We start from the raw sequence: 21982 nt of genomic DNA on the forward strand, positions 1-21982 counted from the left end.
CTAGACAACCTCGACGAGCACGGCGGACTGGACGATCCCCACACCCTCGCTGAAGACAATGGCCAGGTCCCCCGTGGAAAGCTCGCCGTCCTTGATCGCGAAGTGAAAGGCCGCGATCGGGTCCGCCCCGCCCAGATGACCGATCTCGCGCCCTCGGTCCTCGCTGGATCGCGCGGGCTCAAGGTTTCCGAGGTACGGAAAGTACTCCTCTTCCAGCACTTGGCGTCCCCTGAAGGGCAGCACGATACGGGCCACTCGTTCGCGTTCGACGCCGGCATCGGCCAACACGCGCTCGATGGCGACGCCAATTCCGTTCCCGCGCATCTTCCAGGCTTCGTCGCGAGACAGGTCGGACGTCTCGTAGAAGGCCCGGGAGCGCTGCGAAAGGTTCACCGGAAGGCTGACCCCCTGACCGAAGACACGGGGGCCGCGGTGAACCCCTTCGAGGTTCGGCTGCGTATAGCTCACGGCCGCAAGCAATCGGGCGATCCCGCGCTCCCTGGACATGACCAGCGCCGCCCCACCGTCTCCGAATGGCGTGTCCGGGTCAACGGTCCACCGGTCGATGACCTCTTTGGGCTGCCAGCTTTCAGCGGCAGTGATCAGCGCGGCCCGATGTTCGACATTGCAGGTGAGATGAGCGGCAGCCCAGCGAATGCCGTTCACTACTCCATCGCATCCGTTCGACAACTGCGCCACGTCCCGGAATCCGCCCGCCCCGATTTCCCGCTCGAGCCACATCGCGGGATTCGACATCCGAGGGGACGGGTCCAGGACGGACGTATGAACGAACAGCCCGACGTCGTCGAAGCCGTGTCCCGACTCGGCCAGGGCCGCTTTCGCCGCGCGGGCGGCAAACGCGCCCGGAGGTTCGTCCTTCGGAGCAATGGTGACGGTGCGCTGCTCTGTGCGCGCCGCGAGTTTCGACGGATAACTGCCGTCTGCCACAGCCTCTGAAACCGGGACGGCGTGCGGCAGGTCCACAGCCGTCGCCGCGATAAAGATATTCTCCCAACGCGCCATGATGGACTCCGTCCACTTTATCGTGTGCGTTTCTGGTTGCATTTCTTCGGTCGGCCCGAGTTCCTCCACGGACAGTAGCAGGGGCTTCGTCACATCGCTTGCACAGTGAGGGAGTTGGGCCTGGACCCTGAAAGCCGCACCGACAAGCGGGAGTTGGGCGATCCGGGAGGCGCTTGCTTCTGCCGGCGTCTGCGTGATCACATGACACGGTGAATACATTCGATGAGGCGATGACTGTCCGACCGAAGACCCTGGCCTGGGTGAATCAGCACCTGGACAGCGGCGAACGGGTCGTCAAGACCGAGACCCTGCACGGCGGAATGACTGCAGAAATGCGCCGGCTGACTATCGGTACACGAGACGCGGTCACCCGCCACCTGGTGCTGCGGAGTTTCGTCGACTCGTACTACTTGGAGAATGCCGAAGAGTGGCTGAACAGGGAGGCCGGCGCCCTGACACTCCTCGCCGGGACCAGTGTGCTCGCTCCTGAGCTGGTCGCGCTCGACCCGACCGCCGCGCATTGCGAGTATCCCTCGCTGCTGATGACGCATCTGGAGGGCCGATCGGTCCTCGACGACGCAGGAGTCGAGACGCGCGCTCCCCTGCTGGCTCGTCAACTCGTGGCCATCCACGCGCTCCAGCCCGCGGAGCGCCCTCAGGAATTCAAGACGTTGACGACGGCCGAGTCCGTCGTCGTTCCGAAGGGCGGCGACGCGACCGCCTGGGCCGCGGCGATCGACGTGATCCGCAAGCCCGCACCGCCTTACGAAGGTCGCTTCCTGCACCGGGACTTCCAGCCCGGCAATGTGCTGTTCGACGTACCGCCTTCACGTCCGACGCAAGCCCGGATCACCGGCGTCGTCGACTGGTCACAGCCCTCCTGGGGCCCTGCGGACCTCGACGTCGCCCACTGCTGCACCAATCTTGCGCTGCTGCACGACCCGTCCTGGGGCCTGCGGTTCGCCGAGGCGTACGAGGAGGCGGGCGGGGCGCTGGCAGCGGCGCCGAGCGAGCGGCTGTACTGGCTGGTGCGGGATGCGCTGTCGTGCTCCGAGGAAGTCGAGCTGTGGGCGCAGGCCTACCAGGACGCGGGGAGGCGGGACCTCACGACGAGCGTCCTGGAACGACGACTGGACACCTATGTCACCGGCCTGATGAAGGCGCTGGGCTGACGCCGAAGGGTCCTGCGGTACGACCCTGATCTCAGGGTTCATCGTGCCCTCATCGCGCCGGCGAACGCGACGGGGGCACGATGACCGCACCATCCGGTTCCGTCGAGCACCGCCCCACGGAGGGGGTTCACGAGCCGATGAGGAGGCTGTCCTCCAGGAACCAGTCGATGGTCTTCTTGATCCCGGCTTCGATGCTCACCGCCGGCCGCCAGCCGAGGGACTGCTCGGCCTTGCTGATGTCCGGCCGACGCACGGCGGGGTCATCCTGGGGACGGGCAACGAACTCGATGGCCGAGGAAGAGCCGACGAGCCCGCAGATCAGCTCGGCGGTGGCGAGCACCGTCATCTCGTGCGTCCCGCCGATGTTCACCGGCCCCTGTTCGTCCTGCGCCCACAGGAGCCTGAGGATTCCCTCCACCGTGTCGCTCACGTAGCACAGAGAGCGGGTCTGGCTGCCGTCCCCGGCCACCGTCAAAGGCTCTCCGGCAAGAGCTTGGCGGATGAAGTTGGGGATCATCCGGCCGTCGTCGGCGCGCATGTGCGGTCCGAAGGTGTTGAAGATCCGGACGATCCGGGCGTCCAGGCCGCGTGCGTCTCGATGGGCGACGGTCAGCGCCTCGCTGAAGCGCTTGGCCTCGTCGTAGACGGCGCGCGGGCCCACCGGATTCACATGGCCCCAGTAGCTTTCGGGCTGGGGGTGGACCTGAGGGTCGCCGTAGACCTCGCTGGTCGACGCGAGCAGGAAGCGCGCTTCCTTGCTGCAGGCCAGGTCCAGGGCATGCTGCGTCCCCGTGGATCCCACCTGCATCGTCTCCAGGGGACGACTCAGATAGGCGACAGGGGACGCGGGGGAAGCCAGGTGGAGCACCGCGTCGACCGCGCCGCTGATCTCCAGGCCGGCCGTCACGTCGGCCCTCACCACCTGGAAGCCGGAGTGGCGGGCCAGCGGCTCGACATTGCGTACGGAGCCCGTACTGAAGTCGTCGACGCACACCACGGCGAAGCCCTCAAAGAGGAGCCGCTCGCACAGATGCGAGCCCACGAACCCGCCGCCGCCCGTGACCACTATGCGTCCCTCGTATTGCGTCATCACTCTTCTTTCCTTGATGTCGATATGCCGGAACTTCCGCGGCTGCTCCAGGAACAGATGACGGCGCCCCTGCTCAGACCTGCGTGACGAGGGCCGACTTCACGGATGCGTCGAGGATTTCCAGCGCGTGGTCGATGTCGCCGCTGGAGACGGTGAGCGGCGGCAGGAGTTTCACGACTCCACCGGCCGGGCCGCAGGTCTCCAGCAGAAGACCGCGTTCGAACGCCGCTGCGCTGATCCGGTCGGCCGTGGCGCCGCCGGCGGTCCTCAGGCCCAAGGCGAGGCCACGCCCACAGGCCGCCAGGCCTTGCCCGGGGTAGGAGGCCACGATCTGCTCGAGGCCTCGGGCGGCCTGTTCTCCCTTGGCCCTGGTGGACTTCTCCAGCTCGTCGTCGTTCCAGTAGAGGCGCATCGACTCGGCCGCGGTCACGAACGCCAGGTTGAACCCGCGGAACGTTCCGTTGTGCTCCGCCGGCTCCCACACGTCCAACTCGGGCCGGATCAACGTGAGCGCCATCGGAAGCCCGTAGCCACTGATGCTCTTCGACAGGCACACCATGTCCGGCTCGATCCCGGCATCCTCGAAGCTGAAGAAGGAACCGACACGACCACAGCCCATCTGGATGTCGTCGACGATGAGGAGCACGCCATGACGTCGGCAGACGGCGGCGAGTTCCCGCATCCACTCGGCGCGGGCGACGTTGATCCCGCCTTCGCCCTGCACGGTCTCCACGATGACGGCGGCCGTCCCGGTGAGACCGCCCGCGGAGGCCGCCAGCTGGGCCTCGATGTCCGCGACACCAAGGTGGTCCTCGTCGTAGGGCAGTTCCACGCAGTCCGCGAGAACCGTCCCGGCGCTGCGGCGGATCGCCGGATTGCCGTTCACCGAGAGGGCGCCCAGGGTCATGCCGTGGAACGCGTTGCTGAAGTGGGCCACCCACTTTCGTCCGGTGGCCTTCCGCGCCAGCTTGAGCGCCGCCTCCACCGCGTTCGCTCCGGCGGGACCGGGAAAGACGACCTTGTACTCCAGCCCTCGCGGAGCGAGGATCTTCTCCTCCAGCGTCTCCAGCAGGTTCTCTCTGGCCACGGTCCACATGTCGAGGGCGTGCGTGACCCCGTCGCTTTCGAGGTAGTCGACGAGCGCCCGCTTGAGAACGGGATTGTTGTGACCGTAGTTGAGGGTTCCAGCCCCGGCGAAGAAGTCCAAGTAGGGCCTGCCGTCCACCCCGTAGAGCCGGCTTCCCAAGGCCCGGCCGAACACCACCGGCCACCGTCGGCTGTAGCTGCGCACCTCGGAGTCGAGCCGCCCGGCGATACTCAAGACGACGCACCCGACGTCCACAGCAACGCCGCCGCGGCGGCGGACGCCTTGTGGTAGGCCTGCCGCTGCACGAGCGAAGTCACGCTGTTGCCGTCCAGGACGTCGGACGTCACCTCCTGGTCCCGGACTGCGGGCAGGTCGTGCATGAAGACCGCTTCAGCCGATCCGTTGAAGCGGTGCATCAATTCCTTGGTGACCTTGAAGCCCGCGAATCGCGACAGCCAGTCCTGATCGTGCCGAGCCGCACTCATCGACTGCCACCGCGTCGTGTACACCGCGTCGACCGGGTCCGGTGCGGCAGGCACTTCGTGGTGCTGGCGAACCATTTCTTCACCGCGTATGGCGTTCAGCGACTCGATCTCCTTCGCCGAGAATCCCGAGCCGTCCGGGCTGTAGACATCGAGGCTGCGGAAGGGCAGCTTGCAGACGAGCAGCGCCAGTGCCCGGGCGGTGTTGTTCACCTCACCCAGATAGGCCAGGCGCAGACCCTCGACGTCACCGAAGTGCTCACGCATCGCGCACAGGTCCGCGATCGCCTGGGTGGGGTGCTCCTCGTAGGTCAGGGCGTCGATCGTCGCCGGTACGTGCACCGCCAGCTCGGCCAGGTCGCGCTGCGGGCCGTTGGTGCGGGCGACGACGACATCGAGGTGGTTGGCCAGCATCGCTCCGGTGTCGCTCCAGGTCTCACCCGTGGAGACCTGGAGATCGGCCTGACCGAGATGCAGGACGTCGCAGCCCAGCGTCAGCGCGGCGCTCCAGAACGAAGTCCGGGTCCTGGTCGACGGTGCGGTGAACACCAGGCCCACCCTCGTCCCGGCCATGCGGCCCGCGAAGGATTCCGGCGCCTGTCCGTAGCGAAACGCGATCTCGCCGACATCCGTGATTTCTTCCGGGCTGAGATCCGCCAGACTCAGCAGAGGTCGCCGGTTCGGAAGTCCAGCAGTCATTGAATCCACCTACTTCTATAAAGGTTTGTCCCGGAACTGATCGGGCTGATGAGGCGTTGGTCGGCCATGGGTGGGGCGCACGGCCTGACACCCTCACGGGTGCTGCGGCCGTGCGCCTTGTCGGAGTCTCGAAGGCGGCCGCGGACCGGGTCCTGGACCACCGCTGCCGGCCATCTCCCCGGCCTGCCGCGAACGCACGGACAGTACGTCGTCGACGTCACATGGGGCGCCCGCCCGGGACCGCAGAGGCGCGGCCTCCGGGCAGGAACTACCGCTGCTCGACGAACCTCGCGGCGGCCATCGGTGCTGGAGGACTCCCACCCCATAGGGGGCTACGCCTCATCAGTCCAGATAGCGTTCGGGCCCGCCCTCGCGCACCGTGTCCAGCGTGACGCAGTGGAATCCGCCGCCGAGCACGCGCGAATGACGCAGCCGTCGCGGCACGACCGTGATGCCCTTTGCCTCCAGCGCCCGGATCAGATCGATCTGATGGGCATCGACGATGGCCAGCTCCGGACTGACCATCAGCAGGTTCATCCCCACCCAGGGCGTGCTCAGCGTACGCGTGAGCAGGGGTGCCACCGGCTCGTTGATCGGCGGGCACCAGATCACGTCCCATCCCCGCAGCGCCTCCGGGATGGTGTCCTGCTTCACGCGCTCGGGGTTGAGCAGCACCAGACCCGGCCGCAGGAAGCAGATCGTGCTGTCGATGTGTGTGCCCTGGTACAGGCCACGCAAGGGATGCACCCGGATGTCGCCCAGCAGCTGCAGGGTCGACTGCAGCCAGCGGAGGCCGATCTCGTTGCCGCTGCGGGAGACCTGATAGAAGACGTCCCGACCGAGCCGCAGGACGTTGGCCGCCTCGAAGGCAGGCTCCGCCTCGCCCAGTGTCGGGTTGCCCGCCTCGTCGGTGAGGAACAGCTCGTCCCGCAGCTGCGGCCGCGGAGCGCCCAGCCAGTGCGCACCGCGCTCCAGGTAGTCCTGGAACAGCTCCCTCAGATTGGACAGCTCGAAGTACCGGCCGCGTGACGGGCTCGGCGTCTCGATGATCGTCGAGCCGACGACCAGGGCGAGGTCGCGCGGGCAGTACGAGTGCCGGCCTCGGGTCTTCCAGCCGGGGCCGCCGAACTCCTGCTCGTGATCGGACGCGGGCGGTTGATGAACCACCACACCCATCTCGCGCAGCGTCGACACGAGATCGGCCAGATCCTCGTTCGTCTCCTCGATCACCCGCTTCGGGAACTGCCCGCCGACCTGTTCCCGTTCGGACGGTGAGAGTTCGGGGTAGTCGTTGAGCCAGGCCGAGAGGTCGGTCTGTGAAGGAACTCCGGCGCTCGTCGCGTCGCCGACGATGATCTCCCGCAGCGGACTGAACTCGTCCCAGGAGTTCACCGCCTTCGACCGGTACCCGGGTCGCGTCGCACTGTCGATGCCGAGGTCTGCTTCGGACTTCGTGTCCGGTAGCACTGTCATGTGTGTGGTCCTCCTGTGTCTTCTACGGCTCTTCTGGCTCGGCTACTCCGGTACGCGCGTGCCCCAGCGGCGGAACGTCAGGGCGCTTCCGCAGATCATGGTGCGCATCAGCCAGCGATCCGTTCCGTCGAAGCGCGCGGTGAACGGCGTGCGGGCATGGACGACCCGCTTGTTGTCGAAGATCAGCAGATCGCCCTTCTCCATCACATGGGAGATGGCGGCCTTGTCCAGCGCCACACCCAGCTCCCTCAGCGCGTCCGCCGCCTCGACGTCGGCCTCGTCGACCGGTTCCAGGTGGTGCGTGTCGTAGGCGATTTCCGGCGAGGCCTCCGATCCCGACAGGATCGCGAGAGGACGCATCGGCACGTCGTCCGGCAACACGTGCGCGGGGTCCGGCCGCACGTGGTAGCGCGGCTGACGGAGAACCGCGATCCGATCGCTCGAGAGGTCGACGTCCTTCACCTGGGCGTACTTGGACGCCGCAGAGGGGTCGCCCCTCAGACAGAGCAGGCCCGCGTAGTCGCAGCGGTCCTCGCGAAAGCTGTCCTCGCAGTGCCAGTCGAGCATGCCGGTGCTGCTCTGGCTGGTCTGGGTGAACTCCATCTTCCGCACCGGCACCATGTTCTGGACGATGCGCCCCTTGTAGAGGCTCGCGTAGTTGAAAGGCTCCCCGAGCATGACCGTCACCGCGGCGAGCAGCAGCGAGGCGTGCTGTGCCGGCCCGGGAGGCGGTGGTGCGTACGGGGCCGTCGCCGTCGCGGGAAGCTCTGCGCTGTCCGGCAGGAGCCCCCGCAGGAGGATCACGTCCCCCTCCGGGGCGTAGCGCCGGTACCCGATGACCTGGCGGCGCAAGGCGGCCGGCAGGAGCGAGTTCACTTCGAGCGCGTGATCGACGAATTCGTCCGGCGTGAGAGTTTCAAGGTCCCTGCCACCGACCAGCTTGCCGATCGCCGCCCAAAGCTCTTCGGCTTCGTGCGGCTGTATCTCGATCGTCGTTGTAGGCGAATTCGTTGTGGATTCCACTCCGATCCCCTCTCATTTCAGCGTTTCACACCCGAGCATGAATACATGGCGCTCACAGAAGGAAGGTGAAGAGAAGTTGCCTGCAACCGAAGACATCAGCGTATGCCGCCGCGAAAAGGGGACGCACAGTGCTCCCGCCGGCGTCCGCCGGTCAGCCATATCTTCGCTACACCATGACCCAAAGCGTTTCCCATTCAGGAAAACAATCAGCGGTAGTGATGTGTTGCGTGCTCGGCGTGATCAACATCTGAACATGCCCCGTCACGACATCGCAAGACCCGGCCGAGGCACACGGCTCCCCAGCGTGGAACACGATCGGGAATTCCGGGTACATGCCGCGGCAGTGCGGTGACGGGGCGCTGCGCCGGCCCCACCGGGAGGCCTTGGACAGGTGGGCGAGGGCGAGTTGGGCGGTGGTGATGTGGTCGGCGGCAGTGTTCGAGCCGGCGCTGCCCGGTCTGAGAAGGGCGGCGAGGGTACCGACACAGCTGCTCGGCATGTGCACCTGCGGAATTTCCGCGATTGCACGACCAACCCCGTGACATCTTGGGGAGCTTCCATGACCTTGTGCCGAAATAACCCCTTCTGGGTGACATCGTCAACGTTGACGGCGGTCGCGATGACGACCAGGGCCCTGCCGTCACAGTTCAGATGATGCCCGCCGCCCGCCTTCCGGCATCGGTTCGGGCAGCGCCGACAGCATCACATCGGTCCCGTCGGGCCCGGGCACCACAACGAGATCCCTTTACAAGCCCTTTAGACAACTACTCTGCAATATTCCGAGAAACAGAAGACCCATACGCCGGCCCGACCCTCCCGTTGACCTCATCCGAGTTCGTGATGCATGATCATCGATGGACGCACCAGTGAGGGAGTTACTTCATGGATATGCGTGAAATCGGGCTAACCTGGCATGACACCGAAGTCGTACTGAGGCAGTTTTCACCCAATGCAGATCTACCAGTGGTGGAACTTCCGGTCACTGAGCTGGTCCTCACAGAATCACCTCGTTCGCAAGGAATTTCCACAGCTCACGTCCACACCCTGAAGGAAACGGACGCTACGCTCCCCCCGATCCTCGTGCATCACGATTCCATGCACGTGATCGACGGTCTGCATCGAGTGCAGGCGGCCATCCTCAAAGGGAAGAAGAGGATCCGAGCCCGTCTTTTCAAGGGCAGCAACGACCAGGCCTACCTGCTGGCAGTAAAGCTTAACACTACGCATGGCCTCCCTTTACAACTGGCGGACCGCCGAAACGCCGCCTTACGCATACTCGACGTACACCCAGACTGGTCGAACCGAGCCATTGCCGAGGTCACCAACCTCTCCGACAAAACGATCGCGAAGCTGCGCGGTCAGAAATCAGGGGATTCCGAGAAGCAGAAGCACAGGATGGGCAAGGACGGAAGATCGCACCCCTTGGACGTCAACTACGGACGTCTGCGAGCAAGCCAGTTCATCACCGACCGCCCAGACGCCTCACTGCGTGAAATCGCAAAGGCCGCAGGTGTATCCCCGAACACCGCGAGAAGGGTTCGAAACAGCTTACGGGAGGGCGGGAATCCTCTTCTCGGGCCGGCCTCCACAAGCGCCGGCTCGCTCGTCGAAGCCGATACCAGGGACGGCTATCCGCCTTCCCCCGCGAAGGCTGTTCCGTCGATCCCTCATGACGTCCGACGACCGACCTGGTTCAAACTGAAACGCGACCCCTCCCTGAGGTCCACGGAGACGGGACGCTTCCTCCTTCGCAGCCTGAGCCTGCACGCACTTACCGCTGACACGTGGGACAAGCTGATCGAAACGATCCCTCCTCACTGCGTCAGCGCTGTGGCCGACGCCGCCCGCGAATGCGCTGCAGCATGGCAACAGTTCGCCGACAGGCTTGAAGACTCAGGGGATTAGGACGTTGACCGCGCCGCTTTCTGCCAGGGTTACTTCAGACCGCAATGCGGTGACCGTAGCTCCTGCCTCGACCTTGCGTATTGATGTGTCGTTTTCTCGTAGGTCCCGTCTCTTGAGGTCCGAAATGTGACTCTCGCCAGCGTGATGCGACGTGCATGCCGTCTGTTGTGTGCCGTTCTGGAACGCATCGGCCCCATGAGTGCCGATCTCCCGGTGGCTCGTCCTCGTCTGTTCGTTTCAAGGAGTCCGTATGACCCCCGCGATCGCCCATGAGGAAGAACAGAACCTTTGGCGCTCGGTGTACACAACCGCCGGCGGCTGGAGTAAGGACGGACTATTCGCCGACCACAGGAGCGCGGCCGCACCGGCTCTCGCTCAGGCGAGCGACACCCTGCTCTGTGTCCACCGGGGAGCCCGTCAGGGCGTGGAGAAGAACATCCCGCTTCGCTGGACGTCCCATACGCCGGTGGACGTCACGGGGCTGCTGGCCAAGGTCGACGAGGTGAAGAGCCGCTACAGCGAGAGCCTGTCGGCCGCCGACCGGGCATCCTTGGACGCGGACCTGGCCCAGGCCACCGCCGCGGTCGACGAGGCCCGCCGGTGGACTCCCGACGCCGATCTCGGCAACGGCAACCTCGCCTTCCACACCCCCGCCGTCGCCGCGTACGAGGGCAGCATCTACGCGGTGTACTACCGCTTCTGGGACGACGGCCGCGGCGGGCTCGGAACGACCTGCCGACCGGCAGGCGGCACATGGAGCAAGGTGAGGAAGCAGCGGGACGACCGAGGAATCGGGCCGGGACGCTGGCCGGGCCTGGCTGTCTACCAAGACCAACTCCACCTGGTCTTCGCCATCAATGCAACCGGCGAAGAACCCGAAGGCCTGGAGGGTGGGATCGTCCAGCACGCGACGCTCGCCGAAGGTGATGAATGGGTGCCTGTTCAGCAAGGGCGCGGCGGTGAGCACCTCGGAGTGGTGAACGCCGGCCAACGGGAGGCAGCGCAGGCAGCCACCATGCGGCCTCCGGGGAACTACGCCCTGACCGAGCACGACGGCCTTCTCCACCTGCTCTACCGCAAGGAGTACGACCTGCGCCTGTGGCACGCCACCTACGACGGCGACACATGGAGCAAGGCCATCGCCCTGGACGGCCTCACCAGCCGCCGCGGCGCATCCATCGCCTCGTACGACGGCAAGCTGCACGCCGTCTACCCTTCTCCGGACAGCGACCTGCTGCGCCATGCCGTCTACCAGGGTGGCAAGTGGAGCAAGGGCGAGATCATCGCCGGCCACGAGAGTCAGCACGACCCAGCCCTGATTGCCTACGCCGAGGCCGACGGCAGCCGGAGTCTGGTCCTGGTCCACCGCGGCCTCAACGCCTACGTGCCCCCGGCGCCGAAGCCCCATGTCCCGCCGAAGACCAACCTCACCCTCCACGAGAGCGTGAGCAGTCCGAAGGGCGAGGACTACTCCTCCTCAGGCGGCCTCACTCGCGCCGGCCACCAGATCACGCTTTACCGGGCCACCTCCAAAGAGGACGGCAGCCAAGGCATCGCGGCCCGCTGGACGGCCAACGTGCAGTACCAGCGGGGTCCTTTCTGGTACGACGACGACGGCTCCATCAGCGGCGAACTCCGGCTCCGTCACATCGACGACGAGGGAATCGGCTTCCTCGGAGCCCTGAGCGTCCAGGGCGACTTCAGCGGAGGCCGGTACGAGTCCACCAGTCTGTTCGAGGATCTCGCCCCCGGTACGTACGAGGTCGCCCTGGTCAACGGCCGCAAGACTCGCGGCTACTGGTCCAGTGTCGGCCCGGACCGCCCTGCCCACCACGCCGCTGCCGAGGTCGACCTCCACTCCGTCCGCACCACCATCACCATCACTGCCTGACCCGGCAGGCAGCAGGGCGACTGCCAGGGTCATCCCGGCGGCGACCAGATGGATCGAGGAACTCCTGGAGGCCCACCCTCTTCCCGCCGTCTCCCCGCTCAGGCTCCGACGCTTTGGTAGCCGCGCATCCGCACCCGCCACCACTTGTAAGCGGCACCGAACCACAGCACACCGATCAGGGGTGCGGCGACGGCCGCAGGGGCCGAGAGGTGAAGTGAATCGGTCTTGTCCAGGAGGACACTCGACGGGATGTACGCGACGACGGCCACGGGCAGCACCCAGGTGAGGCCCCACGTCAAGGCGCCGCCGAAGACGCGCGTCGGATAGGAGCCGAACATCAGGTAGATGTTGTCGACGAGTTGGCTGGCCGCCCACGTCTGCACGGAACGGAAGCTCAGGGACGAGACGACGACCGCGGCTGCTCCCTCGGCGAGGGCTCCCCCGACGACCGCGAGCACCAGGTACGCGACGCTGAGCGGGGAGAAGTCGATGTCGACCAGGTTCACGGCGATCGTGAACAGGATGACCGCAGCCATCACGTCGCCGATCACGTTCATCCGGAACCGACTGGTGATGATCTGGAGGAACGGATTCAGCGGCCGCACCAGGTAGCGGTCGAACCGGCCTTCGCGGATCGTGGTGTCCATGGACACGAGCTGGTGGAAGGGGACGACCCAGACGGCGTGCGCCATCAGGCGCAGCGAGTAGAGGAAAGCCAGCTCTCCGAAGTTCCAGCCGGCGATGGTGTCGAAGGTGCGCAGCACGGTCCACACGAAAGCGATGCCGCTGCCCTGGTAGACCAGGCCCAGCGCGAGCAGCATGACGAAGTTCAGCCGGTACTGCATCTCGCCCCGCACCGCCGCGCGGTAGAGCAGGAAGGTCATGCGCATACTTCCCACAGCCGTCATCCTCCCTGAACCACGATGCGGTGGAGCGCGCGCGACCAGATGAGTCGGACGGCGCCGGCCAGCAGGACGATCCACAGAAGCTGGATGCCGATCGCCTGGACTGCTTCGCTGCCCGCCAGTTGACCTCCGTACATGGCTACAGGGGTGAACGTCGTCGCCTGGAAGGGAAGGAGTTCGGCAACTGTCCGCAGCCAGTCCGGGAAGAAGTACAGCGGGATGAGCGCTCCCGCCAGGAACTGGCTGACGAGGGTGAAGAGCATGCCGAAGGCACCGATCTCGGTCGTCCAGAAGGCGCCGAGGCCGACGATCAGGTTGAGCAGCATGGAGATGCCGAACGCGAAGAAGAGGCTGAGCAGCCAATACCCGAAGGCTGCCGAGGAGGCGGGCGGCCCGAGCGTCCCGACGAGCGCCACGAGGGGAAGCGCCGCTGTCGCGAACAGCACCATGGACAGGGTTCCCCCCACCAGATGGGCCAGCATCTGCGGTACGAAGCCGGCGGGCCGCAGAATGTCGAAGGCGATGCGTCCTTCCCGGACCAGCGAGTACAGATAGGAACCGACGGCCAAGTCCTGCATCGCCCAGCTCTGGAGGTTGGCGATCGTCAGGTAGACCAGGACGTCCGCCAGCGCGACCCCGTTGACCACTCCCGCTTCGCCGTACAAGGCGGTCCAGACCTTGCGGAGGATGAAGATCTGGAGGATGACGACGGCCAGCATGAAGAGCGCGTTCTGACGGTAGGTCATCGCTATGCGCAGCCTGCCGCGGACGATCTGCAGGTAGGCGGGCAGGTTGCGGAGGGGGCCATCGGAGCATGTGGCCTGGCCGGCGTTCATACGGCGATCGTGCGGTTGCCGTACAGGGTGCGCATGACGTCCTCCAGCTCGGGTTCCACGAGCGAGAGGTCGGTCACGGGACAGCGGCTGGTCACCGCCGAAATGATCTCCTGGGCGGAGATCCGGTTCGCCTCGAAACGTATTCTCAGCGTCGGCCCCTCGTCCGCGATCACGTCGCCGGGGACTTCGGGACCGAGTAGTTCGGCGGCCCGGGCTGCTGTGAAGCCCGAGGCCAGCTGCACGACCAGCGTGCGGTGGGGCGCATAGGTGGCCTTCAGGTCTACGACGCTGCCGTCGTAGAGGACCCGCCCCTTGTCGATGAAGACGACACGGTTGCACAAGGCCTCCACATCCACGAGGTCGTGCGTGGTGAGAACGATGGTGGTGCCGCTCTCCCGGTTCATCTCGGCTATGAAGTCGCGCATCCGGTCTCGTGCCACGGCGTCCAGCCCGATGGTCGGCTCGTCCAGGTACAGGATCGACGGTTCGTGGAGCATGGCCGCGGCCAGGTCGCCCCGCATGCGTTGGCCGAGGCTCAGTTGGCGGACCGGCCGGTCCAGGAACGGGCCCAGGTCGAGCAGATCGATGAACCCGTCCAGTCTGCGGCGGTAGTCCGCCTCGGACATCCGGTACATCTTTCCCAGCAGGGTGAAAGAGTCCACGAGAGGTAGGTCCCACCAGAGCTGGCTGCGCTGGCCGAACACGACTCCGATGTGCATCGCGTTCTTCTCCCGATCCCGCCACGGGGCAGTTCCGTCAACCTCGATCAGACCGCCGGTGGGGACGAGTACCCCGGTCATCATCTTGATGGTCGTGCTCTTCCCCGCGCCGTTGGGGCCCAGATAGCCGACAAGCTCGCCATCCGACACGGTGAAGTCGACGCCGTCGACCGCCCGAACCTCGTCGTACTGCCGAGTGATCAGGGTCCGCAGGCCGCCGAACGCGCCCTCGTAACGACGCGGGCGCCGGTAGTACTTGGTCAGTCCCTCTGCTCTGATCAACGTCGGCATGCGACATCACCAAGCCCAGGAGCGAACGAGTAAGCGGCCGGGACGATGCAGTCGTTACGTACGGAAGCGCGGCCTGACGCCTCACGAATACCGTCCAGAGTCCGGAGCTTACGAGTCAGCGAGCGGGCCCGTAGGCCTTTCCTCCCCTTGCACGACGGAATGACGAGACTCATCTCCATTTTGTGCGCCTTCTATGCTATGCGTGGGCGGGTCCGCGGGAGCAGGCCCGCGCCGAGGACGAGAAACCAGGTGTGCACGACCTGCTGAGGAGGTCCTATTTGATCGACATCAAACAGAACCGCCGCTATACCGGTGCGTCAGCCGCAGCCGATGCACCGTGATCCGCCCCAGCCATTGCCAGGTGGTGCATCAGGGGTCGAGCTTCGTGAAGCTTGTGCCATTGCACCACTGGAATGAGGCCGCCTACTCCAAGGGTGTTCAATGCCGCCGAGCGGATATGGCTCACTGGCGTCCACCCGTGGGGACGCAATCGTTCGCTCGCGACGCCGAGCAGATAGGCCACGGCCCAAAGCTCACGGGCGGCGGACAGGCCGATGAGTCCTGCGACGTGCCGAGCCGCGGGATCACTCCTGGACCACTCGTCCCAACTGGAATCGACCCGAGCAGTGTCCAGGCCGAGCGCATCCTCGGCGTGGCGCCATGGTTTCCGTTGCCACACTCGGCGGTCGGCGGATTCTTTCTCCAGCACAAGAACGTAGGCTGCGCCCTCTCGATAGAGAGGAACGGCGTTCAATCCGGTGAGCACGTCAGAACCTGGTCGATCAGAGATTCCATAGCTGCACGCAGACCGCCATCTCTCAGCAGAGTTTCCGGCGATGCTTTCTGTCCCCTGATGCTCAATCAAGTTGGGGATCGACAACAGGACGGGAACTTGATGTCGCTGCAGGTAATCCAGCATCACCGCATCGTCCTCGGGGCGCGTTGAAACAAGAGAACGTGCTTCTTCGGAGAAACGGGCTGCGTGATCCACCGGCAACATCAGAGCCAAGGTCGGAGTATATATTTCATCTATTGCCGACACCCACCCAGCGCCGGCCATTGCACCCAGACGGACTGCCGCACCGTCGGGTCCGTCCCAATTCGTATAGAACGCTACGGCCGATCGAGGAAACCTTACGGCCGCCGATCGTGCAACGGACAGCAGATCAGCCGATGGCACGACATCATCCTGGAGTACGAGATGGTGAGTCGAGCCTTCTTCACATGCCGCCCATGCTTCGACGCTCGTACGCAGAGGATTGGGCGCCCCGCCGGGGTCCGGATCCACGACCACCGTGATATCGCCGCCAAGCAAGCCGACCAGGTTTCCTGCCATAGCGGAACGGGCCGGGTGAGTCATGATGGTTACGCTCAAGTGAACCGTTGTCACTAATCAGCCTCGACAATCGAACTAGGGGCACGTGGCATCCCATCGACCACATCGACTGTTCTGGTCAGCGGGCTTTCTTGGCGGACTTCGTCGCCCATACGTTTTCAAGTAGACCGTTCATATCCAGTTCCTTATTTCCGTTACCCCACCAGAGGCTTCACGCTTTGTCTACCCGTGCAGGGTGCACACGTGCCGCCGGCAAGAGAAGGAAACGGCCTCACGCTCTCGTCGCACGTGCACGTTCCAGCCGAAAGGAAGAGCCCATGACAAACCAGGTTTTCCACCCGAAGAAGGACCCAACAGCGCCTGACAGGCGAATACAGCACCCCATTTCCGGCATAGGTAGGCATCTCAATTGGCCCGGTAGGGTGGGAGCCATGGCGGGGATCGTTGAGCGGCTGGTGCCGGATGAGTTGTGGGAGCTGTTCCAGCAGGTGGTGCCTGAGGCCCCTTCGCGGCCTCAGGGTGGTGGCCGGCGTCGGCATGGCGACCGGGAGGTGCTGGCCGCGATCGTGTTCGTGGCGAGCTCCGGGTGCGCGTGGCAGCAGTTGCCCGCCGCGTCGTTCGGACCGTCCGGAGCCACGGCTCACCGCCGGTTCGCCGAATGGTCGAAGGCAAGGGTGTGGGCCCAACTGCATCGCCTGGTCCTCGACGAACTCGGCTCACGGGGTGAGCTGGACTGGTCGAGATACGCGATCGACTCGGTGACCATGCGCGCCGCGAAGAGGGGGTCCTGACGGCCCCGAATCCACCGCCGCTACGCACGCACAGCCGACCGCTTCCTCGCCTTCACCGGCATCGCCTGCACTCTCACCTGCACTCGCAGGCTCTCCAAATGAGATGGCTTCTCAGCATCGCCGTGGGCTGCCGGGGAGAGGTCGCACTCTCGGTACGCACACGGTAGGAGCCGCCGCTCCAGCCGGTATGTCGTACCGGCCAGGAAGGGCGGCCCTCCACTCCAGGATGCGCGGCCGCTCCATCGCCCAGAGCCCGACGGTGGCACCCCCACCACCATCCCGCGCAGGTATGCCGCCCAGGCCTGTGCGGTCGCGCCCGCTTCGGACTGGCCAGGATCGACCTTCACCTCCACTCCCGCGCCCGACCCCCTTGGGCTCGGTGGCGCAGCCTCGCAGTGCAGCACCTGGCGTCGGTCACTCGGCCGGCAGGCCGGATGCCAGCCAGTCCTCCACCGCGGCGACGTGCACCATGCTGGCAGCGGCCGCGAGTTGGGCGTCGCCCGCGGACAACGCGCGCCAGATCGCCTCGTGGTCACGGTGGGCCTGTTCGCGGGCCGGGGCGTCGTGGGTGCCGCGGACGATGCGGAGGCGCTGTGTGTGCGTCGAGAGGATGCCGAGGAGTGTCGAGAGCACCGGATTGCCCACGGAGTCGGCGATCGCACGATGGAACTCGATGTCCAGGGCGACAAACGCCTCGATGCCGATGCCCTCCTCCGCGCTCCGGTCGAGGATGCCGCGCAGCTCCTTCAGTTGTCCGTCCGTGAGGCGGCCGGCCGCGAGGGCCGTGACCTGCGGCTCCAGCAGCCGCCGTACCTGGAGGAGTTGGCCTGCGCTGTGGCCGTGGGAGACGTCCGCCGCGAAAGCGAGGGACTCCAGGAGCAGATGGGGCTCCAGGCCGGACACGTACGTGCCGTCGCCCTGCCGGGAGACGAGGATCCGCATCGCGGTGAGCGCCCGGACGGCCTCGCGCAAGGAGCTGCGGGAGAGGCCCAGCCGGCCGGCCAGATCGGCCTCGTTGGGGAGGCGGGCGCCCGGTTGCAGAGCGCCGGAGACGATCATTTCCTTGATCTTCTCGATGGCCAGGTCGGTGACCGCCATGCTGTGGTTCTCCTGAGGTGTGCGCCGAAGCGGCGTCGCCCGTACCCGAGGGACGGACAGCGCCGCTTCGCAGGGGGCGGATGTCTATTCCTGCTTCTCGCCGGAGACGAAGCGGGAGATGATCAGCGCGACGATGATGATCGCGCCGTTGAGGAACTGGTTCCACAGCGGCGGCACTCCGGCGAGGGTCATCACGTTGACCACGAGCTGGAGCGTGAGCACGCCGGTGAGCGCGCCGAAGAGGGTGCCCCGGCCGCCGTTGAGGCTGACGCCGCCGATGACGGTGGCGGCGAAGACCTGGAAGATCCAGCCGTTGCCCTGGTCGGCGGAGATGGACCCGTAGTGCCCGGTGTAGAGGATGCCGGCGAAGGCGGCGATCAGACTGCCGAGGATCAGTACGGTCCACACGACGCGGTCGACCCGGATGCCCGCGGCGCGCGCGGCCTCGGAGTTGCCGCCGATCGCGTACAGGGCGCGGCCGTGGCGCAGCCAGGCGAGCGCGCTGCCGGTGACGAGGAACAGGAGAGCGCAGATCCAGATGGCCGCGGGCACGCCGAGCCAGCTCGCGCGGCCGAGGTACGTGAAGGAGCCGGGCACGTTGACGATCGACTGGCCCTCGGAAACGGCGACCTGGAGGCCCCGGAGCAGGGTGAGGGCGCCGAGGGTGACGATGAAGCCGTTGAGGCGCAGCTTCAGGATGAGGAATCCGTTGACGGCTCCGATGGCCGCGCCGACCAGCAGGCACAGGGGGATCGCGGCCCAGTCGGGGAACAGGCCGAGGCCGTTGAACCGGGCGCCGTGGTCAGGCAGGACCAGCCAGACGGCGATGACCGGGGCGACGCCGATGGTGGACTCCAGGGAGAGGTCCATCCGGCCGGAGATCAGGATGAGGGACTGGGCCAGGACGAGCAGGCTGAGCTCGGTGGCCTGCTGTGCGACGCCGAGGAGGTTGTCGGAGGTGAGGAACGCCGGTGACACGGCGAACCCGATGACGCACAGGACGAGCAGGACCGGTACGAGGGACAGGTCGCGGTAGCGGGCCAGGGTGAAGCGGCGCTCCGCGGGAGCGGGAACGGCCGCGGTCGGGACCGCGCGGAGCTCAGTGGTGGGAGACATCTGATTCCTTCGTGTGGTTCAGGCCGGTCATGCCCTCCATGGCGGCGACGAGCTGTTCGTCGCTCCAGCCGTGCGGGAACTCGGTGACGACGCGTCCGTGGAACATGACCAGGACGCGGTCGCACACCCGGAGGTCGTCGAGCTCGTCGGAGACGATCAGGGCGCTCCTTCCGCTGTCGGCGACCTCGCGGACCGTGCCGAGCAGGGACTCCTTGGACTTGACGTCCACGCCGTTGGTCGGGCGGACGGCCACCAGGACGTGCGGCTCCGTGGCGAGGGCGCGGGCGATGACGACCTTCTGCTGGTTGCCGCCGGACAGGTCGGAGACGGAGGCGGAGGCCCCGGGCGTCTTGATGTCGAGGTCGGCGATCATCCGCTCGGCGAAGGCCCTGGTCCGTGAGGGCAGCACCATGCCGAAGGGGCCGAGCTGATCGGTGACGGTGAGGGTGGCGTTCTCGGCGACGCTGCGCTCCGGGACGAGTCCCTGGATGTGCCGGTCCTCGGGGACGAAGCCGATGCCGGCCGCGAGCGCGTCGGGGACGCGTCCGGTGCGGACGGGACGGCCGGCGACCGTGACCGTGCCGGAGCGGGGCCGCCGCAGTCCGGCCAGGGTCTCACCGAGCTGGACGTTGCCGCTGGCCGCCGCTCCGGCGAGCCCCACGACCTCGCCCGCGCGTGCGGTCAGGGTGACGTCGTCGTAGACGCCGGTCAGGCTCAGGCCCGAGACGTCGAGGAGCGAGGTGCCGTCCGCGGCCGCGCGGCCGGCCACCGACCAGGCGGGCTCGGTGCCCCGGCCGCTCTCACCGGTCATCGCCTCCACCAGGGCCTGCTGGTCGAGCTCGGCCACCGGGGCGGTGACGATGTGCCGGGCGTCCCGGTAGACCGTCACCGTGGAGCAGAGCTCGTACACCTCCTGCAGGTGGTGGGAGATGAAGAGGAAGGCGACGCCCTGCCGCTGGAGGGCGCGGAGCTTGTCGAAGAGCCTCTCGATGCCACGGGCGTCGAGCTTGGCCGTGGGCTCGTCGAGGATGATGAACCGGGCACCGAAGGAGAGCGCCCGGGCGATCTCCACGAACTGCCGCTGCTCGACGGTGAGGTCCTCGGCGCGGGCGGTCGGGTCGACGTCCACGCCGTACTCGGCGAGCAGGTCGCTCGCGCGGTGCCGCAACCGCTTCCAGCTGATGGGGCGCAGCGCCCCGGAGCTCTGCCGGTCGAGGAAGAGGTTCTCCGCGACGGTCAGGCCCGGGATGATGGTGGAGCGCTGGTAGACGCAGGCCACCTTGGAGCGCCACGCGTCGGTGTCACCGGGTGAGGGCGCCGGTTCGCCCTCGAAGCGCAGGGTGCCGGTGTCGGGCTGCTGCAGGCCGGTGAGGATCGACACGAGCGTGGACTTGCCCGCGCCGTTGCGGCCGACGAGGGCGTGGGATTCGCCCGGTGCCACGGAGATGCGTGCGTCGCTGAGGGCGACCGTGGCGCCGAAGCGCTTGCTGATCCCGTCGGCCTCGACGACGGGGCCCCGGACGGGGCTGGGGTCCGCCATGGCGGGGTGGTCCTTTCGGCTGGAGCGGCATGCGGTGGGACCGTGAGCGGCGGCGGAGGGTGGTCGGCAGGCCGCCGCTCACGGGGTCCGGGGGACTACTTGCCGACGTTGTTGCCCCACAAGGCCTGGTCGTCGACGTTCTCCTTGGTGATCAGGGGGGCGGGGAGCTGGTCCTCGAGGCCGTTGGGCAGGGCGACGATCGTCGACTGGTGGTCGGTCGGGCCGGGCTTGAAGGTCTTGCCTTCTGCGGCGGCCTGCGCGTAGTGGAGGGCGTACTTGGCGTAGAGGTCCGCGGGCTGCGAGACGGTGGCGTCGATCTTGCCCTCGCGGATCGCCTTGAGCTCCGCCGGGATGCCGTCGTTGGAGACGATGCTGATGTGTCCCGGCTGTCCGGCGGGCTTGAGCAGGCCCTTCTGCTGGAGCAGGGCGAGGGTGGGCTGGAGGAAGACGCCGCCGGCCTGCATGTAGATGCCGCCGAGGTCCGGATGGGCGGCCAGGGTGGACTGGAGCTTGGCCGAGGCGACGTCCCCCTTCCAGTCGGTGGCGAGCTCGATCACCTTGATGCCGGGGAAGTTCTCCTTCATGCAGGCGGCGAAGGCCTCGGAGCGGTCGCGCCCGTTGATGGAGCTCAGTGCGCCCTGGAGCTCCACGACCTTGCCCTTGCCCCCGAGCTGCTTGCCGAGGAACTCGCAGGCCTTCGTGCCGTACGCCTTGTTGTCGGCGCGCACCACCATGTAGACGTCCCCCTTGTCGGGACGCGTGTCGACGCTGACCACCGGGATCTTCTTCGAGGCGAGCGTCTCCAGGGTGGAGGCGATCGCGCCGGTGTCCTGCGGGGCCATGACGACGGCCTTGGCGCCGGTGTTCTGGAAGACCTGGACGTTGGCCACGAGCTTCGTCACGTCGTTCTGGGAGTTGCTCACCGGCAGGGTGTTGAGGCCCTGGTCCTTGGCGTCCCGTTCGATGTACTGCGCGTAGGAGTTCCAGAAGTCGGAGTCCGCGCGCGGCAGGTCGATGCCGAGCGCCGGCTTGCCGCCGGAGGAGGCCGCGTCGCTGCCGCGGTTGCAGGCGGTGGCGAACCCCGCCAGGACGGCCACGGCGGCGGCCGTGGCCGCGATTCTGGAGGAGCGAGGCTTCATCGTGGTGATCTCCTTGGCTGGGGTGCGGGTGCCCTTGAGGGGGTGGGGAGCCGGGGGCGTGATCCGGCGATGCGGAACGGCCGGAGATTCCCGAGTCATCGGATGGCTCCGGGCAACGAGGACCTTACGAGTCGGAAACGCGACTGACAAGAGGAGACCTCGGATGAATTGCGAAGCCGCCTTTCCAAGGACCTTGGCGCGGTCGCCGCTTGCGGGCACAGGGATGCTGACCTGTGACGGAGCCGCCTGGACATCCCACGCAACCGACAAACATCGGATGACTCCTTGCGGTGAGGCGAGGGAGGCTCGTATGGTCATGCCGCCGCGGATTCATCAGATGTGTCGGCTTGAGGGGCGTGATCCCCA

17 protein-coding genes and 1 pseudogene are annotated in these 21982 nt (G+C 66.6%); 4 read left to right on the plus strand and 14 right to left on the minus strand.

What is annotated here, in order from left to right; translation table 11 throughout:
• Complete coding sequence (locus IE237_RS36670; protein WP_189806509.1) at window positions 1-1116, minus strand: beta-ketoacyl-[acyl-carrier-protein] synthase family protein; 1116 nt, start codon at window positions 1114-1116, stop codon at window positions 1-3.
• 137 nt (window positions 1117-1253) lie between these two features.
• On the opposite strand from IE237_RS36670, the gene IE237_RS36675 reads away from it, so the two are divergent.
• Window positions 1254-2195 carry a phosphotransferase family protein gene (locus IE237_RS36675; protein ID WP_189806510.1) on the plus strand — a complete coding sequence of 314 codons (942 nt, stop codon included), beginning with the start codon at window positions 1254-1256 and terminating at the stop codon, window positions 2193-2195.
• Between the two features lie 127 nt (window positions 2196-2322).
• Here IE237_RS36675 and IE237_RS36680 read toward each other — a convergent pair whose 3' ends face one another.
• The 5 genes from IE237_RS36680 to IE237_RS36700 form a co-directional block, all read right to left on the minus strand.
• The gene (locus IE237_RS36680; protein ID WP_189806511.1) at window positions 2323-3285 is read right to left on the minus strand and encodes an NAD-dependent epimerase/dehydratase family protein; all 963 of its coding nucleotides are present in this window, start codon (window positions 3283-3285) and stop codon (window positions 2323-2325) included.
• Between the two features lie 73 nt (window positions 3286-3358).
• Window positions 3359-4627 carry a diaminobutyrate--2-oxoglutarate transaminase gene (gene ectB, locus IE237_RS36685; RefSeq protein WP_440862302.1) on the minus strand — a complete coding sequence of 423 codons (1269 nt, stop codon included), beginning with the start codon at window positions 4625-4627 and terminating at the stop codon, window positions 3359-3361.
• Window positions 4603-5553, minus strand: a complete 951-nt coding sequence (locus IE237_RS36690; protein ID WP_189806513.1) for an ornithine carbamoyltransferase — start codon at window positions 5551-5553, stop codon at window positions 4603-4605. The genes ectB and IE237_RS36690 overlap by 25 nt, the downstream gene beginning before the upstream one ends.
• A gap of 342 nt (window positions 5554-5895) precedes the next feature.
• Entirely contained in the window at window positions 5896-7020 is a 1125-nt protein-coding gene (locus IE237_RS36695; protein ID WP_229843905.1) for an inosamine-phosphate amidinotransferase 1, read from the minus strand.
• Between the two features lie 48 nt (window positions 7021-7068).
• Window positions 7069-8049: a TauD/TfdA family dioxygenase gene (locus tag IE237_RS36700; RefSeq protein WP_189806514.1), complete on the minus strand. Its 981-nt coding sequence runs from the start codon at window positions 8047-8049 to the stop codon at window positions 7069-7071.
• 882 nt (window positions 8050-8931) lie between these two features.
• Between IE237_RS36700 and IE237_RS36705 the strand changes: the two genes are divergently transcribed.
• Window positions 8932-9954, plus strand: a complete 1023-nt coding sequence (locus IE237_RS36705) for a ParB/RepB/Spo0J family partition protein (protein ID WP_189806515.1) — start codon at window positions 8932-8934, stop codon at window positions 9952-9954.
• A 424-nt stretch (window positions 9955-10378) separates the two neighbouring features.
• A complete protein-coding gene (locus tag IE237_RS36710) occupies window positions 10379-11845 on the plus strand; it encodes a hypothetical protein (RefSeq protein ID WP_189806516.1) in 1467 nt (488 codons plus the stop codon).
• Window positions 11846-11943: 98 nt separating this feature from the next.
• On the opposite strand, the gene IE237_RS36715 is transcribed toward IE237_RS36710, so the two are convergent.
• From IE237_RS36715 to IE237_RS36730, 4 genes are all read right to left on the minus strand, one after another.
• Window positions 11944-12735 carry an ABC transporter permease gene (locus IE237_RS36715; RefSeq protein ID WP_229843910.1) on the minus strand — a complete coding sequence of 264 codons (792 nt, stop codon included), beginning with the start codon at window positions 12733-12735 and terminating at the stop codon, window positions 11944-11946.
• A gap of 14 nt (window positions 12736-12749) precedes the next feature.
• Window positions 12750-13586: an ABC transporter permease gene (locus IE237_RS36720; protein ID WP_189806518.1), complete on the minus strand. Its 837-nt coding sequence runs from the start codon at window positions 13584-13586 to the stop codon at window positions 12750-12752.
• A complete protein-coding gene (locus tag IE237_RS36725; RefSeq protein WP_189806519.1) occupies window positions 13583-14596 on the minus strand; it encodes an ABC transporter ATP-binding protein in 1014 nt (337 codons plus the stop codon). The genes IE237_RS36720 and IE237_RS36725 overlap by 4 nt, the downstream gene beginning before the upstream one ends.
• Before the next feature lie 304 nt (window positions 14597-14900).
• A complete protein-coding gene (locus IE237_RS36730) occupies window positions 14901-15971 on the minus strand; it encodes a hypothetical protein (RefSeq protein WP_189806520.1) in 1071 nt (356 codons plus the stop codon).
• Window positions 15972-16363: 392 nt separating this feature from the next.
• Here IE237_RS36730 and IE237_RS36735 point away from each other — a divergent pair.
• Window positions 16364-16737, plus strand: a pseudogene (locus IE237_RS36735) (transposase); the annotation flags it as partial.
• A gap of 400 nt (window positions 16738-17137) precedes the next feature.
• Here the strand turns inward: IE237_RS36735 and IE237_RS36740 are convergent.
• The 4 genes from IE237_RS36740 to IE237_RS36755 form a co-directional block, all read right to left on the minus strand.
• Window positions 17138-17821: a FadR/GntR family transcriptional regulator gene (locus tag IE237_RS36740; RefSeq protein ID WP_189806521.1), complete on the minus strand. Its 684-nt coding sequence runs from the start codon at window positions 17819-17821 to the stop codon at window positions 17138-17140.
• Window positions 17822-17905: 84 nt separating this feature from the next.
• Window positions 17906-18937: an ABC transporter permease gene (locus IE237_RS36745; RefSeq protein ID WP_189806522.1), complete on the minus strand. Its 1032-nt coding sequence runs from the start codon at window positions 18935-18937 to the stop codon at window positions 17906-17908.
• Entirely contained in the window at window positions 18921-20477 is a 1557-nt protein-coding gene (locus IE237_RS36750) for a sugar ABC transporter ATP-binding protein (protein WP_189806523.1), read from the minus strand. The genes IE237_RS36745 and IE237_RS36750 overlap by 17 nt, the downstream gene beginning before the upstream one ends.
• A 95-nt stretch (window positions 20478-20572) precedes the next feature.
• Window positions 20573-21616: a sugar ABC transporter substrate-binding protein gene (locus IE237_RS36755; protein ID WP_189806524.1), complete on the minus strand. Its 1044-nt coding sequence runs from the start codon at window positions 21614-21616 to the stop codon at window positions 20573-20575.
• Window positions 21617-21982: the final 366 nt, after the last annotated feature.

The sequence above is a fragment of the Streptomyces tanashiensis genome, from assembly GCF_014648895.1.
Taxonomy (GTDB): Bacteria; Actinomycetota; Actinomycetes; order Streptomycetales; family Streptomycetaceae; genus Streptomyces; species Streptomyces tanashiensis.